The sequence below is a fragment of the Arthrobacter sp. ISL-30 genome, from assembly GCF_018613855.1.
Lineage (GTDB): Bacteria > Actinomycetota > Actinomycetes > Actinomycetales > Micrococcaceae > Arthrobacter.
Genome location: NZ_JAGGPK010000025.1, coordinates 106,108 through 121,428, shown reverse-complemented (window position 1 = coordinate 121,428; position 15,321 = coordinate 106,108). Strand labels below are relative to the sequence as shown.

Sequence of the window (15,321 nt, the reverse complement as noted above, 5' to 3'; positions counted from 1 at the left end):
TTCAAAATGTGTCGAAAGCTCCTCGCCGTCGCGAGCTGCCCGCGCCTTAGCAGACAATCATGGGCCGTGGCAGAAACCGGGCACCACAGAAATTCTGACCGTACGGTAAGTTCTATGGGTCAGCTTGATCACACTGGAGAACTGCCGGTCCCACAAGGACTGAGCGGACAGGTGATCGAAACGAACCCCAAGAAGGTAGGACCTATGACGACGAAGTCCACTGCCGCGCCTCGTACCGACAGGCAGGCCATCAGCCTGGGCCAGTCCATGAAGCCCCGCCAGCTCACCATGATGGGCCTTGGCAGCGCCATTGGGGCGGGCCTCTTCCTGGGCTCCGGCGCGGGAATCCAGGCCGCTGGTCCCGCCGTTCTGGTGTCGTACCTCGTTGCGGGAACGCTCGTCATCCTGGTCATGTGGGCTCTGGCCGAAATGGCGGCTGCGAACCCCAACAGCGGCGCCTTCTCGGTCTATGCGGAACGGGCGTTGGGGGCTACCGCAGGTTCAACCATTGGTTGGCTCTGGTGGCTGCAGCTGGTGGTGGTAATCGCCGCCGAAGCCATCGGTGCCGCGAGCCTGCTCTTCTCCATCTGGCCCGTCATCCCCGTATGGGCACTGGCACTCCTTTTCATGGTCGTCTTCACAGGCATCAACCTCGCCGGCGTACGGAACTTCGGCGAGTTCGAATTCTGGTTCGCCATCCTCAAGGTCGCCGCCATTGTGGGGTTCCTCCTGATTGGCTCCGCACTGCTGTTCGGCTGGCTTCCCGCAGTCCCGTCGCCCGGCCTGGCAGCCCTGACCGCCGACTTTGCCCCGAACGGGCTGGGCGGGGTCGCCGCGGCCCTGTTTGTTGTGGTCTTTGCCTTCGGAGGCACGGAAATAGTCAGCGTGGCGGCCGCCGAAACCGAAGACCCTGAACACAGCGTAGGAAAGGCCGTCCGGACAGTTGTCTGGCGCATCCTCGTTTTCTACATCGGCTCGGTGTTTGTCATCGCAGCCGTCCTTCCCGTGGGTTCGGACGCCCTTGCCTCCCCCTTTGCCGGCGTCCTGGATGCCGCTCGAATCCCCGGAGCCGGTGCAGCCATTACCCTCGTGGCCGTCGTCGCGCTGTTGTCCGCCCTCAACGCAAATCTCTATGGCGCCTCGCGAATGGTCTTCTCCCTCTCCGAGCGCGGCGAAGCGCCGGCCTTCCTGTCCAGGCTAAGCGCCGCGCAGGTCCCCCTCGCCGCCGTCGTAATCTCTGTGGCCTTCGGCTTTGCTGCGGCTGTCCTTGAACTGGTCTTCCCCGAGCGTGTCCTCCCGGCCCTGCTGAACCTCGTGGGCTCCACCTGCCTCGTTGTCTGGGGATCCGCGCTGGTTTCCCAATTCATCCTGCGGCGCCGGGCCGATCGGGACGGTAGCGCCCTGCCGCTGCGGATGAAGGCGTTCCCGTTCCTGACCCTGCTCGGCCTCGGCCTGCTTGCGCTGATCCTTGGGGTGGGCTTCTCGGCGCCGGCGAGCGCGCTGCAACTGGTCGGTACGTTCGTGCTGGTCGCAGCTATCGCCGCGGCCTCCAAAGCCAGCCAAATCCTGCGACGCCGGGGCGGAAGTTCCGTGCACGGGGCCGACCGGTAGAGTGTTGCGTAGCCAGGCCGTCACGGGTCCGGCAGAGGCGAGGAAGGACACCATGAGCGGCAGGCATACGGGCCAACAGCACAGCCACACGGTCGAAGGTACCGACCCCCGGTTGTACGTCGAACTCCATGACCCCTCGCCTGAAAAGGATGCCGGGCTGCGGCCCATACTGCTCATTCACGGATTCTCGTCCTCGTCCCAGCTGAACTGGATCGACACTGGATGGATCTCGGCACTTAAGGAGGCCGGCCGGCGGGCCGTCCTCGTCGACCTCCCCGGCCATGGTCGCAGCGGCTCACCGGAGGACCTGGATTCGTACACCCCCAGCCGCATCCGCGCTGATCTCTTGCAGGTGGCGGCCGACGCCGGCGCCCGCCCCCTGCGCGAAGGTGATCCTTCCAGCGGGCTTGACCTGATCGGCTACTCCCTGGGGTCGCGTCTGGCCTGGGAGTTCGCTGCGACGCAGCCCGAACTCGTGCACCGGATTGTGCTGGGCGGGCCCAACGTGCACGACCCCCTGGCGGACTTTGACCTGGTGGCCGCACAGCGGCACTTGGCCGATGGCACCCCGATTGACGACCAGTCCACGGCCGGACTGCTCAAGATGGCCCAGCTACTGCCGGGCAATGACCTCTTCGCGCTGCTGTCGCTCATCGAGGCAATCAAGGGTGAACCCTACGACCCCGCTGAGGCTGTGCCCCACGTTCCGATGCTCCTCGTAGCCGGAGAGAAGGATGAGCGCGCCGCCACCATGCCCGAGCTCGCAGCCCTTGCCGGCAAGGCAGGGACCCTGGCCGAACAGTTGCTGATCCCCGGCAGGAACCACACGAACGCCATCACCAGCAGGGTATTCAAGGATGCAACCGTGGAGTTCCTGGGCGTCTGAAGTTTAGGCGCCAGAGGCGGGGTGCGCCTGAAGAGCTTGGCCTGAACCAGCCGAGCCTGAATCAGCGGGCCAGGCGCTCGGCATTGATGCTCATGCGTTCCAGGACACTGAGGGCGATCTCGTATTCGTCGAATCCAATGCCCGCGGACAGTTCCCGCCGGCTGTCCTCCACAAGCCGGTTCGCCTCGGCGTGCTTGGCATAACCGAGCTCACTGAGGGTCAGGTACCCGTCCGAGAGGATGATCAGTCCGCGCCCCACAAGCGCTGCCAACTCCCTCTCCCGCAGGGCCGAGTTGTCGCCCCAGAACGGCCGCAAGGCCTCAGCCAGTTCCTCGGGTGAGATCGGGGTTTCGGCCAGGGTATTGATGGCCTGCCACTGCCGCCGGCTGAGCTTGAGCCGCGCGAGGGTGCTGTCAAGGTGGGCTTCCAGTGCGGCATCAAGCCGCTTGATCCAGTAACCGATAGGCCTGTTCACAGGCTCATCGTGGCAGCGCACGCGCGACTCGGCAAGCAGGCGGAACAGCCCGCCATGGGGGCCGTGGACCGGTAGGCTTGGCTTAGGGCCGAAAAATGTTGGAAGTGAGACACGTGGGCATTCGCTTCGAGGACCGCGCCGACGCCGGCAGTCGCCTTGCCGCCGCCCTTCCGCAGCTGCGCGAAAAGCCCGACACCATCCTGCTGGGCCTTGCGCGGGGCGGCATCCCCGTGGCAGCAGCGGCGGCGGAGGCCCTGTACCAGCCCTTCGGGGCCATGCTAGTTCGCAAACTCGGGATTCCCGGCCATGATGAAACCGCGTTTGGCGCCCTCGCCTGGTTTGGCGGCAAGATCGTCAGAATGGTGAACCGGCCCCTTGTGGAGGCGCTCCAGCAGCGGCATGGGATCCGGCAGGAATGGCTCGACGACGTCGAGGTCCGCGAGCGCCAGGAACTCCTGCGGAGGGTGGCCCGCTATCCGGGAATCAGGCACGATGTCCGGGGCAAGACTGTAGTGCTCATCGACGATGGCCTGGCAACGGGCGCAACCATGCGTGCCGCCGTCGAGGCCGTTCGGGGGCAGAAGCCGGCCGCCGTCGTCGCCGCCGCGCCTGTGTCCTCCATCGAGGCGTGCTCTTCGCTGCAGCGCGTTTGCGACGCCGTCATTGTCCTGTACGTCCCGGGGAAGTTTCGGGCGGTGGGAGGCTTCTACCTGCGCTTTCAGCAACTGGACGACTCCGACGTGATCGATCTCCTTAAGGCGCAGGCGGCCTGACGCCGCGGAAGCCTATAACGCAGCCCCAACAAAACGCGTGGGCGGGAACAGCCTCATAGCTGTTCCCGCCCACGTTGCTAATCGTCAGTGGGCACTGACGCCGAGCGGACGGCCCCTTGTTTCCCTGGCAAGCAGGACGCCTGCCGCGGAGATGACGCAGAGGACCATGATGTAGATCCCGACGGAGCCGGACCATTTGGTTCCGTCGAGCAGGGCCTGCGCAATCGTGGGGGCGAACGCACCGCCCAGGATGGCGCCAAAAGCGTAGCCGATGGAGATGCCGGAGTAGCGCACCTGGGGCGGGAACATTTCGGCGTACATCGCAGACATCGGGCCGTAGGACAGGCCGAGGCCAATCGTCAGGACGAACAGTGCCACTCCGTACAGCAGGATGTCCTTGCTGTCGATCAGCGCGAATAGCGGGATCATCCACACGAACATCAGGGCGTAGCCTGCAACAAACGTCTTTACCCGGCCGATCTTGTCCGACAGCCAGCCACCCACCATGGTGAAGATGAGCCAGCCGAAGGAAGCGACCGTCGTCGCAAGCAGGATCTGCGGCGTCGGCATCTTGAGCGCCCTGGTGGCGTAGGAGATAAAGAATGCAATGAGCAGGTAGCCTGCCGCGTTGTTGGCGATGAAGATCAGTGCCGCAAGGATGACTTCCTTGGTGTTCTTGCGGAAGAGCTCGCTCAATGGTGCCTTGCTTTCGGCCTTGCGCTGTGCCAGTTCCTTGAAGACCGGGCTCTCTCCCACGGCGCGTCGAATCAGGTAGCCCACCACGATCAGTACCACGGAGAGCAGGAACGGCACCCGCCAGCCCCAGGTGCCGAAGGCTTCCTTGGACATTCCGGAGTTGAGGAAGAAGAGGAGGCCTGTTGCCAGGATCATGCCGATGGGAACGCCGATCTGCGGGTAGGCCCCGAAGAGTCCGCGTCGACCCTTGGGTGCATGCTCCACGGCCATCAGGGCAGCGCCTCCCCATTCGCCGCCTGCGGAGAAGCCTTGCAGGATACGGAGGAAGATCAGGAGCACGGGTGCCCAGAAACCGATGGTCTCGTAAGTGGGCAACAGGCCGATGAGTGATGTTGCAGCACCCATCATCACCAGCGTCATGACCAGTACCGCCTTGCGCCCCAGGCGGTCCCCCATGTGGCCGGCGACAAACGCACCAAGCGGACGGAACAGGAAGCTGATGCCGATGGTGGCGAAGGAGAGGATCTGGGCCAGGGCTGGGCTGGACTGCTCGAGGGGGGTCAGGAACAGGGGTGACAGCAGCGTCGCCGTCAGCTGGGCGAAGATGAAGAAGTCGTACCACTCAATGGTGGTACCGACGAGTGTCCCGGCCAGGACCCTGCGCTCTTCGCGCTTGCTGCTGGGCCCGGCGTATGAGTCGACGGGGGAAGTTGCGGTCATTGAAACTCCAGGTGTGAGGGCAAAAAGATAGCCGCCTGCGTTCCGGTCATGATCCAATCGGAATTACCGACAGAACGGTCAGTTAGAAACTGTACTATGAAATTGTGACCAATGGCACAGTTTTTTCCGAAGAACTTTAATCTTCACGCTTCAGGAACTCCCGAACCCGTGCCCGCGCAGGTTCCCGGTCGTAGCTGTTCACGAGCGCCCCGGCCATGCGCACGGGATCGCCAAAGAAGAAGTACTCGTAGAGGGACTGCCGTCCCGCGAACGAGGAGATGCTGGCATCGAAGGCAAGCTTGAACAACCGGATGCGCTCCGGGCCGGTAAGCGTCTTGGCCTGCAGGTACAGTTCGATGTCCGGCAGTGCCTCGCTCGCGACGTCTGCCTCCCCCGGAAGGGCCATCAGGCCTGAAGCCGAGAACTTACGGATGATCTGGGGAAATCTCTGGGCCACCTTCGGATACCAGTTGCGGGCGGCGTTCAGCGTGGCCCAGCGCGGCAGCATGATTCCATCCTCAGTGGGAGCCGCTTCCGCTTCGGCTGCCGTCATGAGCGCCCTGCCGATTTCCACCGTTTCAACCAGTTCGGCGAGGTCTTCCTGGATGTGCTGGAAGCCGTCGATGCCGATGGCGCCGGCGATTTCCGATGCCAGCCCCAGGAAGAACTCGCTCTTCGCGATGGTTCGAGTGACCACCTGGTGCGTCATCAGGGCACCGGCACCGGTTTCGGAGTAGAACGCGTTGCAAAGTTCGGGATGTCCGAGCATAAAGATCCGCTCGTTGGGCACAAACACATTGTCAAAGACGACGACGGCGTCCATCTCCTCAAAGCGGCTGGCGAGCGGCTCGTCGTGGGTGCTGCCGCCGTGATAGAGGGAGGTCCGGCAGAGATAGCGGACACCCTTGGCATCGTTGGGAACAGCGAAGGCGTAGGAGTACGGGGCGTCCTCGGGAGCCGAGCGCAGCAGGGTGGAAGGGAACACCAGGAGTTCGTCCGCGATGGGCGCGATGGTGGCTAGCATCCGGGCACCCTGGACTACTATGCCATCGTCGCGCTCTTCCACCACCCTGGCCGAAAGCTGTCCGCCCAGCTGCTCCGTTCCAGAAACGGAGCGGTTGGCCTGCGGCGGAATCAGGGTATGGGTCGCGAGGAGGTCATTTTCGCGGCAGTACTCGTAGTAGCGGCGGATGTTTTCACCGAACATGGGATCGGCCTGGGCGAACCACTTCTCGGCCCCCGCCAAGGCTGTCAGCGCACTGTTCATGTAGTCGCCGGTGCGCCCCAGGAAGCCGTTGGAGTACTCTGCCCACGTTCGAATAGCAGCCCTCCTGTGTGCCAGGTCCTCGCGCGTCCGCGGCATCAGGAAGGAAGCTGAGACCTTCTCCCCCGACGTCGGGGATTCATACGTCAGCGACTCGGCGTAGCGGGGATCATGCTGCATGTCGAACAGCTGCGCGAAGGTCCGCGCGACCCGCCTGAAGGCCGGATGCTCGGCAATCTTGTCGCTGACAACCACGCCATCTATCAGTACATGCGGGTTCATTGAATTCAGCTTGTCCAGGTACTGCTGTCCGGTTCGAATACCCATTGTTCTCTCCAGTCGTCGTTGAACTGCAGCTTGCATGCCGGCTGTTGCCGATGAAGCGTGGTGGTAAGCCAGCCTAGAGAAGGTCCTCCATTCCGAGCTGGCTTTCGGGAATGGTGGTGAAGGCACTGTTGGCAAAGGCCAGGGCATCCCCGTTGCGGTAATTGAAATCGACCACCTCCCCCAGGTACAGCGTGTGGTCTCCGCCGTCGTATGCCGCCCAGGGCTTGCATTCGAACCAGGCCAGGACCTTGGCCAGCCGGGGCGCGACATTGCCCTCGACCCACTCGGGCTCGCGGCCCGCCCGCCCGGCAAAATGCATTGCCAGCTGCTGCTGTTCGGCCCCCAGGATGTTCACCGTGAAAGGCCTGCCCTCCAGCTCGTCGTGGGCCTTTGTTGCCCGGGCGATGCTGACCAGGACCAGGGGCGGGTCCATGGATACCGAGGTGAAGGAATTAACCGTGATGCCGTGGCGTTTGGTGACGCCGTCAAAAGTGACAATGGCGACGCCAGTGGCGAACCTGCCAAGGCTGCCACGAAAGTGGTGCGCGCGGGGAGCCGCGGTTCGAGGCGCGGCGACATTGCCGATTGATGGCCTTGGCTTGGCAATCATGCTCGCTTCCTCATGCTGAGCTGTCCCACGTTTGATTGTTCTATAATTGAACATTCAAATCACATGTAGAACAATAGTAGCGTGTGATCCACAGCACAAGAAGTTCATTGGATGGTGCCGGGTTGTCTCGCTTCCTGGCTCCCGCCTCAACCATAGGATTGAGCACATGAGTCCCGTCCGAGCCGAGAAAATTCCCGCAGCCCAAAGCGCCGACGCCGCGCCTTCGGTCGACGCGGCGCCAGCCTCACAGCCCTCGCCCTCGCAAACCCTTTCCCGGGGGATCCAGGCGTTGGAGATCCTGGCAGCGGCAGAGCGGCCTCTGACCATCGCGGAACTAGCCGGGGCGCTGCACGTCCACCGTTCAGTGGCCTACCGGATCCTGCGAACCTTGGAGGACCATTCGCTGCTTGTGCGCGACGACTCCGGCCGGGTCCAGCCGGGCCCGGGACTTGCCGTCCTGGCGCGGGGAGTCTCCCGGGACCTGCAGACCGCCAGCTTGCCCGAGCTCAGCCAGCTGGCCAACACCTGGAATATGACGGCCTTCATTGCGGTCTGGGACCACCAGGACTGCGTCACCCTGGTCACGGTTGAACCTCGTCATTCCGGGGCCACCCTCGCCCAGCATCCAGGGACGCGGCATCCGGTCACCGCGGGTGCGCCCGGAATAGCTATCCAGTCCTCCATGACACCCAAGGAATGGTCCGAGCTCGCGCCTAAGCTCCCCTACCGGCCGGAGGCCGCGGAGGCGCGGCGGCTCGGCTATGCGGCGAGCCATGACGAGGTCATTGCAGGCCTGTCGTCCCTGGCCGCCCCCATCCGGGTTCCGGGCGGCAAGCCGGCGGCGATCGCCGTCGTCTACATCCGCCTGGACCAGGATCCCGATACGGTAGGCGCAGCACTGGCGGCCAGCGCTGCACGAATCGAAGCCCAGCTGGGCTAGGAGTCTTACTCAGCCAGGCGCCTTCGACCTGGCTGCCTGGCTGGGGTGCAGCGGCCACCTGCCCTAGCGACGTTCACGCAGCAACGGTAAGGATGCCGCGCCCAATAGGAACAGAGCACCGGCCGCTGAGACAGACACCATGAAGGCTGCTGCGTAGCCGTGATCCTGTGCCAACTGCCCTGCAAGCGCGGATCCGACGGCCGTCCCGGCCACGATTCCGCTGGCCAGGGCGGTCATGACAGTGGACAGGCGTCCCTCGGGTGCCACGATCCCCCCGATGGCGAAAACGGTAACCATAACGGGCCCGACCGGGACGCCGAGAAGGAGCAGCACCCCAATCATCGTCCCGAGCCCTCCCTGCCACAGGAGCAGCAAGGCAATGCACGCCATGGCTCCGGCAGCAAACAGCCAACGGGCGCCCAGGCCAAAGCGCTGCGGCCAGAAGGCCACAGAGAGCGCGGCCACCGCGCTGCTCAATCCCATCACCGCGTACAGCAGCCCCGCAGCTTCAGCAGTAGCGAACACGGAGGCAAATGCTGTCAGCGCGGTCTGCGTGGCGCCGAAGAAGGATCCCATGAACAGCATGGCCAGGACCGGCAGAGCCACGGCGAGCAAAGCTCTCGATCGGCGAGGACGCTGTTTCCGGGACGCTCCGGCCCCCGGCCCGGACTGCTCGACGGAGGCACGCGCCTTGGGAGGCGTAAGGGTGACGGCTCCTTGTGTGGGATGCACAGCGAACAGGGGAACGAGCGTGATCGTCAGCAGCACGGCGATTGCGAGCGGAAGCCAGGGAGCGACCATGCTTGCCAGAATTCCCACGAGGGCGGGTCCCAGGACGAAGGTAATTTCGTCCGCCGTCCCTTCATAGGCGAGGGCGGTGTCGAGGTCGGCGCGGTTCGAGGCCACGCTGGTCCGCTTGGTCCCCGATGTGAGATTTCTTGTTATCAGGGCCATCCACCGGACGCGCGCCATGGGGCCTACTTGGGGACAGCTGGCGCCGGCAGCGAAAGCCGCTGTCAGCACGAGCCACCAGTCCACCAGGGACGCCGGACCCTGATCCAGGTACGAAATAACCAGAAGGAGAGTAACGGCGAGCGAATTTGCCGCGGCGGACCAAAGCAGCACCGTGCGTTGGCCGGAGCGGTCCGCTAGCGAGCCCAGGACCGGGGCGCCCAGGGCCGACCCAATCCCGACAGCACCGGCAGCCGCGCCTCCAATGGCATAGGATCCGCTGGCTGAGGTAACCAGCGTCAACGTGCCTACCGTGAGCATTGCGAGCGGCAAGCGGGCAAACAGCCCGAGGGGAAGGAAGGTTCGCCCGGCCAGTTCCGGAAGGCGGGCGAAGCGGCCCGGTACGCGTTGCGGCCCGGGCTTCCGGGCTGATTGAGGGGTCTCAGTGCCTGTCGGCGCGAGGGTGGTCCGGGAATCAGCAGGGGAATCAAGGTCCGACGGCGCAGCGCTGGCCGGGGAGGAAGGGTTTGTCATAAATCCGGGCTCGTTCAGTCATGCGCACCGTCCCTCCTCCCGGTGCGCGATACCCGGTAACCATTCCATGGTACCGGAGCAGGACGACTGCCTTGATCGCTACGCGGGGACGGCCTCTGAGACGCGCACGCTGGAACCATGGCGTCCCTTGATGACCTGCAGCTGGGCGCCGATCCGCTGCTTCATTTCGCCCACATGGCTGACCAGCCCCACCACACGACCACCATCCCGAAGGCCCTCGAGGGCATCCATGACCTGTTCGAGCGCTTGTTCGTCCAGGCTTCCGAAGCCTTCGTCCACAAAGAGGGTTTCGATGTCTATCCCTCCGGCCTCCTGCTGCACGACGTCGGCAAGCCCCAACGCCAGGGACAGGGAGGCCATGAAGGATTCGCCACCGGAAAGGGTGGAGGTATCGCGCAGCTGTCCAGTCCACCCGTCCAGCACTTGAAGGCCAAGACCGGACCTGGCCCCTCGGGCGGCTTTGGCATCCGAATGCTGCAATGTGTACCGTCCGTCACTCATGGCTACCAGTCGCTCTGACGCCGCCAGCGCGACCTGTTCGAGCCGCGCTGCCAGGACATAGCTGTTCAGGCTCATGCGGTAGGAATTCTCCCCCGACCCGCGGGCCGTTTCTGCCAGCTGGGATAGCAGTTCCGCCCGCTCCCTTGGTTTCCGGCCCTCCTCCGCGGTTGCCACATACTTGTCCATAATCTCGGCCAGCCGTGAGCCGGCCTTGTCGGCCAATGCAGTGGCGACGTAGAGTCGGCGGCTCTCATCTTCCTTGGCCGATACGGATCGGCGGAGGTCTTCCAGCTCCTGTGCTGCCAGGGGTAACTCGCCGACTTCCACCTCCTTGGCGGCCAGCCCAAGGTCTTCGGAAGAGAACAGCTCCTCGACCCTGGCGGCCTCGGAAGCGTGCGACGCTATGTCATGTTCAAGGGCTCGAGCCTCGTCCTCTGGCAACAGCACGGCCCGCGCCTCCTCGACGGAGGCAAACCCGGCGGCGGGCAGGGATTCCAGAAGTCCCGACTCTGCTTCGGCAAGGGAATCCGCAGCCCGTTGGACGTTCTCGGCGGCCTGAACTGTTTCCTGGAGCAGGAGTTTGTCCACGTGCAGCGCGCCAACCCGGTGTCGAAGGCTTGGATACCCGCACCGCAATGCCGACAGCTGGGCATCCAGGGCATCGCGCTGCTCTGAGAGGGCAGCCAGCAGCGAGGACGTTTGGAGTGATTCGGCCTCAAGCCGGATGAGCTGCTCGTTAAGCGAAGCCGCTTCTTCGGCAAGGCGCGTGCGTTCAGTGAGGATCCTTGCCAGTTCCTCCGACGCGAACCGTGCTGCCTCAACAGCCGCCTGCGCACGCCGTCCGGCCTCGCTGGCTTCCGCGGCATCTGCGGAGCCGCCCTTGCCGGCGAGCAGGGCCACTAGCTGTCGCGCTTCGGAAAGTTCACGGGCCAGCTGCTCAACTTCGTCGCTAGAGGCGTCGAATGCTTCCCGCGCGCGCTGCTCCTCCTCGGCTATGGCCAGGCCATCACCGGCGGCTCCGGCGGGCTGCGGGTGCTCGGCGCTTCCGCAAACGGGGCAGGGCATGCCCTCTTCCAGCAGGGCGGCCAAATCTGCGGCAGCGTTGGCAAGACGCGCCTCGCGGAAGTCCAGCCACTCCTGGCGCAGGGATTGCGAATGCTCTTTGGCCTCAAGATGCCCGAGTTCAACCGCTTTCTCAGCCTCCCTGGCCTGCCCGTAACGGGCGACGGCATCGATGATCAGGCGGGCGTCTGCTGCTGCCCTCTCGGCTTCAGCAAGGCCGCCCGCGCGTCCTTCCAGGGAGTTGATCACTGTTGCAAGCCGGTTTTCCGACAGCTGGATTTCCTTAAGCGCAGCGGCCGACCGTTCCCGGTGTGCCGAGTTGCGGACAGCTTCCGCCTCCAGCTTTCCGATCCTGGCAACGAGATCTTCGAGCTTCCGTTCATCGGGAATCCTGGCCTCCAGGACAGCGATGTCTTCCGTCACCGCCGTCAAGAGAACGGCGGGCTCCGCTGCACCGGGGATCTTCCCGGCAAGCGCGAAGGCTGCGGCCTTGAGCCGCGCCTCAGCCGCTGCACTCTTCTCGCCCGCCGCATCGACTGCGGCAAGCTGGCCGCGGAGCATCAGCGCCTGGCGGTGGCGGTCCAGTCGACGGCGAGAGCTGGCAACAGCGGGTTCGGCCGCTGTCAATGCGGCCCGGCGGTCAGTTGCTGCCGCCAGTTTGAGATGGCGGCCGGCCTTCTCCTGCTCGGACTGGAACCGGCGTGCAAGCCGCTGCGTGTCCGAGGCCACGTCTTCGGCTTCAGCGCGTCGTCGCTCCGCTTCGGCGGCAGCGGCGTCGCGGAATGTCTTGAGCAGTTCTTCGGTGGAATCAGGGCCGGCGCCGGACAGTGTGGAAAGGCCGCCGGACAGTGTAGGGAGATCGTGCTGGGTAGGGAGATCGTGCTCGGCTGACTCGGCTTTCGCCAAGTCGAGCGCAGCGAATTCGGCCTCCGCCTGGTTGGCCAGGAGGCGCAACCTTGCCTCATGGTCCGCAACATCGTTCCTGGCTTCCGCCGCCTCCCGGGAAAGCTGCTGCTCAATCGACTCGAAGCGCTGGGTTCCGAACAGTTTCTGCAGCAGGTCCAGCCGGTCAGCCGCCTTGGCCCGAAGGAATGCAGCGAAGTCGCCCTGCGGAAGCATGACGACCCTGGTAAATTGCTCGCGGTCCATGCCAAGCAGCGCGGTGATTTCACCCCCGGCCTCGTCGTTGCGGCCGGACTTTTCGATCCAGGCGCCGTCCACGCGTTCGCGCAGCAGGGTCTTGGCCTTCTGGGTTGTGAAGCCGCTGCTTCCGCGGGCGCTCGGACGCTCCCAGGCGGGCGAGCGTGTTACCTCGAAGCGGCGCCCCCTCGCCGAAAACTCGCACAGCACGCGGGGTTCTGCGGAGGGGGCGGCGTGATCGCTCCTGAGTCGCTTCCCGTCCTGGCGGGCCCCCGGAACGGAGCCATACAAAGCGAAGCAAATGGCGTCCAGCACGCTGGTTTTTCCTGCTCCAGTTGGGCCGTTCAACAGGAAAAGACCATGGGAGCCAAGTTGATCGAAGTCAATGGCCTCCAGCCCCGCGAACGGCCCGAAGGCCTCGATCTCAAGGCGATGAATCCTCATCGCTCAGCCCCTTCCAGCCGAACAGCGTCCAGTGCCGCACGGAGGGCTGATTCTTCGGCCTCGTTGGCAGGGCGTCCACGGACATGCTCCACGAAGCCGCAGCATATCCCGAGGTCATCCCGCGCCTCGGCCAGTTTGCTGCTGTAGCTCGTCCGGACCCCCTCCACAGCGCCCTCCGGTTCGAATCCCAGGACAAGGGTGTCAGGAAAACGAGCCCGGATGCGGTCCATCGCCCGCACGGGACGCTCCACGTCAGTCAGCGTGACGTGGCAATAGGCCGATTCCGCCCAGCCGTAATCCTCCGCTGCAAGCAGTGTCTCCAGAGGTCCCCGCAGTATCGCGAGCCGGCGCTGCGCCTCCCAGTCAACCTCCCTCACCTCGCGTACGCCTCCGGCGTCGAGATCTATGAGCCAGGCCCCCTTGCTGTGCCTTGCCTCGGAGAAGGAATAGGCAATGGGAGATCCGGAGTACCGCACAGTGGGCGACAAGCTCTGCCGTCCATGGAGATGTCCCAGGGCTGTGTAGTCAAAGCCGTCAAAGAGGTCCAGGGGCACTGCGCCCAGGCCGCCGATGCTGAGCTCCCGCTCGCTGTCCGAGGTGATTCCGCCGCTGGCGAAGGTATGGGCCAGAACAACGGAGCGTACGATGCCCTGCCCGGTCCGTTGCTCGAGATCGGCACGTATGCGTTCGACGGCGGCGGCTGTGACGTCGAAGTGTCCCGGAGCGGTGCCTAAGCGGTCGGCTACCAGGCGGGGCTCGAGAAAGGGGATTCCGTAGACAGCAAGCTGGGCTCCACCGTTGTCCTTCCCATCGGGAATGGACCCGTCGAGGGGCAGCAGGATGGGGCGATCGAGCTCTTCAATGCTGGTCCGCAGATGGACTCCCCCGCGCTCCAGCAAACGGGACGCAAAACCCAGGCGTATGGCGGAGTCGTGATTGCCGCTGGTCATGATCACTTGGGAACCTGCCTCAGTGATCCGGACCAGGGCATCGTCCAGCAGCCTCACGACGTCCACTCCGGGAAGGGCGCGGTCGTAGACGTCGCCGGAGATCAGGACGACGCCTACGGCCTCCTGGCGCACGAGGTCAACCAGCTGGTCGACGAAGTGCCGTTGAGCGTCCAGCATTCCGACGCCATGAAATGACCGGCCCAGATGCCAGTCCGAGGTGTGCAATAACCGCATGTTTTTAAGCTAGCCGGAGCCTGTGACATTCCTGGCGCGGCACGGCCGTGCCGGGATGATCGGGCTACCTGAGTTCGCAGGCGCCGCTAGTTCCGCTTGCCGTCAAAGAAGTCCCGCGCCTCGTCGGTCCCTGAGTCTGCAGGCTTGGACGGGGACGCGTCGCCATGCAACGCACCGGCGTCGGACGTACCGGCGTCGGAAGCCTTGGTCACCGAACCATCTTCCGTGACCCCGAAGTCATCCTGGTCTGCATCCTGAATAGCCGGTTCAGGACGATCCGAGGCAACTTTGGCTGCGGCGGGAGATGCTGCGTCACCAATGCCGCGGAACACTAGTCCGGCGACGGCCGCTCCCACCAGGGGCGCAATCCAGAAAAGCCAAAGCTGCTCCAATGCCCATGACGAGCTGAAAAGTGCCGAAGCCGTGGCGCGTGCAGGATTGAACGGAGCGTTGCCGATGGACTGTCCAATCTGGAGGAGGACGGCGAGGGTCAGACCCACTGCGAACGGCGCCGCCATCCTGTTGCCCGTCCGAGGTGACGATGTTCCAAGGAAAATCGCCACCAGAAGCGCTGCGCCAACGACTTCCAGGAGCAGGACCCCGGCCATTGGCGCCTGGATCGATGAATGCTCACCGAATCCGGCCGTCACGGTGTCGAACGCGGCGCGGCTGTCGCTGATGGCGGGAATTGTGCGGACGACGCCGAACAACGTCAACGCGCCAAACATGGCACCGATAAGCTGCGCCCCCAAGTACGCGGCGCCCTGAAGCGGACTGATCCGGCCGGCAATCAGGTTGCCCAGGGTGATGGCCGGATTGAAGTGTCCACCGGAAACATGCGCGAAGGCCAGCATTGCCGCTGTCACGGCCAGCCCCGCAGCCAGCGCCGCAGGCAACGGATTGGACTGGGGAATCGTAAAGAGGGGAACGCCTAGCGCAGCAATGACAAGGAACAATGTCCCCAGAGCCTCAGCGGACAGCCGGGCTGCAAGTCCGGGACCACGCACGATCGATGGCACAGGGGTAGTCATAGGGAATGCTGATCCTTAGTTCGGGGTCTCGGGAGTTCGGGTCTTGACGTCAAAGCGACCTGCAGTATCCTGCCAGCCCAGTCTGGAAGATTCCTGAATCGAGCTTAGCGTCCAAGGCCATAAGCCGCGATTGTTGGGGCGCCGGACCATA

The 15,321-nt window shown here is 64.4% G+C and carries 12 protein-coding genes; 4 read left to right on the top strand and 8 right to left on the bottom strand.

Annotation, left to right across the window (positions count from 1 at the left end; translation table 11 throughout):
- Positions 1-204: 204 nt before the first annotated feature.
- Positions 205-1,611 carry an amino acid permease gene (locus J7E82_RS10815; RefSeq protein ID WP_214862609.1) on the top strand — a complete coding sequence of 469 codons (1,407 nt, stop codon included), beginning with the start codon at positions 205-207 and terminating at the stop codon, positions 1,609-1,611.
- 52 nt (positions 1,612-1,663) lie between these two features.
- Positions 1,664-2,497, top strand: coding sequence for an alpha/beta fold hydrolase (locus tag J7E82_RS10810; RefSeq protein WP_214862608.1), 834 nt, complete (start codon positions 1,664-1,666; stop codon positions 2,495-2,497).
- Positions 2,498-2,558: 61 nt separating this feature from the next.
- Here the strand turns inward: J7E82_RS10810 and J7E82_RS10805 are convergent, their stop codons facing one another.
- Positions 2,559-2,972: a MarR family transcriptional regulator gene (locus tag J7E82_RS10805; protein ID WP_214862607.1), complete on the bottom strand. Its 414-nt coding sequence runs from the start codon at positions 2,970-2,972 to the stop codon at positions 2,559-2,561.
- Between the two features lie 95 nt (positions 2,973-3,067).
- On the opposite strand from J7E82_RS10805, the gene J7E82_RS10800 reads away from it, so the two are divergent.
- The gene (locus J7E82_RS10800; RefSeq protein ID WP_214862606.1) at positions 3,068-3,745 is read left to right on the top strand and encodes a phosphoribosyltransferase; all 678 of its coding nucleotides are present in this window, start codon (positions 3,068-3,070) and stop codon (positions 3,743-3,745) included.
- A gap of 84 nt (positions 3,746-3,829) precedes the next feature.
- On the opposite strand, the gene J7E82_RS10795 is transcribed toward J7E82_RS10800, so the two are convergent.
- The 3 genes from J7E82_RS10795 to J7E82_RS10785 all read right to left on the bottom strand — a co-directional run bounded on the left by J7E82_RS10795 (position 3,830) and on the right by J7E82_RS10785 (position 7,362).
- Entirely contained in the window at positions 3,830-5,161 is a 1,332-nt protein-coding gene (locus tag J7E82_RS10795; protein WP_214862605.1) for an MFS transporter, read from the bottom strand.
- Positions 5,162-5,297: 136 nt separating this feature from the next.
- Entirely contained in the window at positions 5,298-6,752 is a 1,455-nt protein-coding gene (gene hpaB, locus J7E82_RS10790) for a 4-hydroxyphenylacetate 3-monooxygenase, oxygenase component (protein WP_214862604.1), read from the bottom strand.
- Between the two features lie 73 nt (positions 6,753-6,825).
- The gene (locus tag J7E82_RS10785; RefSeq protein ID WP_214862603.1) at positions 6,826-7,362 is read right to left on the bottom strand and encodes a flavin reductase family protein; all 537 of its coding nucleotides are present in this window, start codon (positions 7,360-7,362) and stop codon (positions 6,826-6,828) included.
- 166 nt (positions 7,363-7,528) lie between these two features.
- Here J7E82_RS10785 and J7E82_RS10780 point away from each other — a divergent pair, with 166 nt between their 5' ends.
- Entirely contained in the window at positions 7,529-8,302 is a 774-nt protein-coding gene (locus J7E82_RS10780; protein ID WP_214862602.1) for an IclR family transcriptional regulator, read from the top strand.
- 63 nt (positions 8,303-8,365) lie between these two features.
- Here the strand turns inward: J7E82_RS10780 and J7E82_RS10775 are convergent, their stop codons facing one another.
- From J7E82_RS10775 to J7E82_RS10760, 4 genes are all read right to left on the bottom strand, one after another.
- The gene (locus J7E82_RS10775; RefSeq protein ID WP_214862601.1) at positions 8,366-9,787 is read right to left on the bottom strand and encodes an MFS transporter; all 1,422 of its coding nucleotides are present in this window, start codon (positions 9,785-9,787) and stop codon (positions 8,366-8,368) included.
- A 99-nt stretch (positions 9,788-9,886) separates the two neighbouring features.
- The gene (locus J7E82_RS10770) at positions 9,887-12,955 is read right to left on the bottom strand and encodes an AAA family ATPase (protein WP_214862600.1); all 3,069 of its coding nucleotides are present in this window, start codon (positions 12,953-12,955) and stop codon (positions 9,887-9,889) included.
- Positions 12,952-14,139 (bottom strand): exonuclease SbcCD subunit D, encoded by a 1,188-nt coding sequence (locus tag J7E82_RS10765; RefSeq protein ID WP_214862599.1) that lies wholly within the window; start codon positions 14,137-14,139, stop codon positions 12,952-12,954. The genes J7E82_RS10770 and J7E82_RS10765 overlap by 4 nt, the downstream gene beginning before the upstream one ends.
- An 86-nt stretch (positions 14,140-14,225) precedes the next feature.
- Positions 14,226-15,170 carry an MIP/aquaporin family protein gene (locus tag J7E82_RS10760; RefSeq protein ID WP_214862598.1) on the bottom strand — a complete coding sequence of 315 codons (945 nt, stop codon included), beginning with the start codon at positions 15,168-15,170 and terminating at the stop codon, positions 14,226-14,228.
- Positions 15,171-15,321 lie beyond the last annotated feature (151 nt).

Coding starts and splice junctions, on each gene's coding strand:
- J7E82_RS10815 (WP_214862609.1), top strand. CDS start 205: ATGACGACGAAGTCCACTGCCGCGCCTCGTACCGACAGGCAGGCCATC.
- J7E82_RS10810 (WP_214862608.1), top strand. CDS start 1,664: ATGAGCGGCAGGCATACGGGCCAACAGCACAGCCACACGGTCGAAGGT.
- J7E82_RS10800 (WP_214862606.1), top strand. CDS start 3,068: ATGTTGGAAGTGAGACACGTGGGCATTCGCTTCGAGGACCGCGCCGAC.
- J7E82_RS10795 (WP_214862605.1), bottom strand. CDS start 5,161: ATGACCGCAACTTCCCCCGTCGACTCATACGCCGGGCCCAGCAGCAAG.
- hpaB (WP_214862604.1), bottom strand. CDS start 6,752: ATGGGTATTCGAACCGGACAGCAGTACCTGGACAAGCTGAATTCAATG.
- J7E82_RS10785 (WP_214862603.1), bottom strand. CDS start 7,362: ATGATTGCCAAGCCAAGGCCATCAATCGGCAATGTCGCCGCGCCTCGA.
- J7E82_RS10780 (WP_214862602.1), top strand. CDS start 7,529: ATGAGTCCCGTCCGAGCCGAGAAAATTCCCGCAGCCCAAAGCGCCGAC.
- J7E82_RS10775 (WP_214862601.1), bottom strand. CDS start 9,787: ATGACAAACCCTTCCTCCCCGGCCAGCGCTGCGCCGTCGGACCTTGAT.
- J7E82_RS10770 (WP_214862600.1), bottom strand. CDS start 12,955: ATGAGGATTCATCGCCTTGAGATCGAGGCCTTCGGGCCGTTCGCGGGG.
- J7E82_RS10765 (WP_214862599.1), bottom strand. CDS start 14,139: ATGCGGTTATTGCACACCTCGGACTGGCATCTGGGCCGGTCATTTCAT.
- J7E82_RS10760 (WP_214862598.1), bottom strand. CDS start 15,170: ATGACTACCCCTGTGCCATCGATCGTGCGTGGTCCCGGACTTGCAGCC.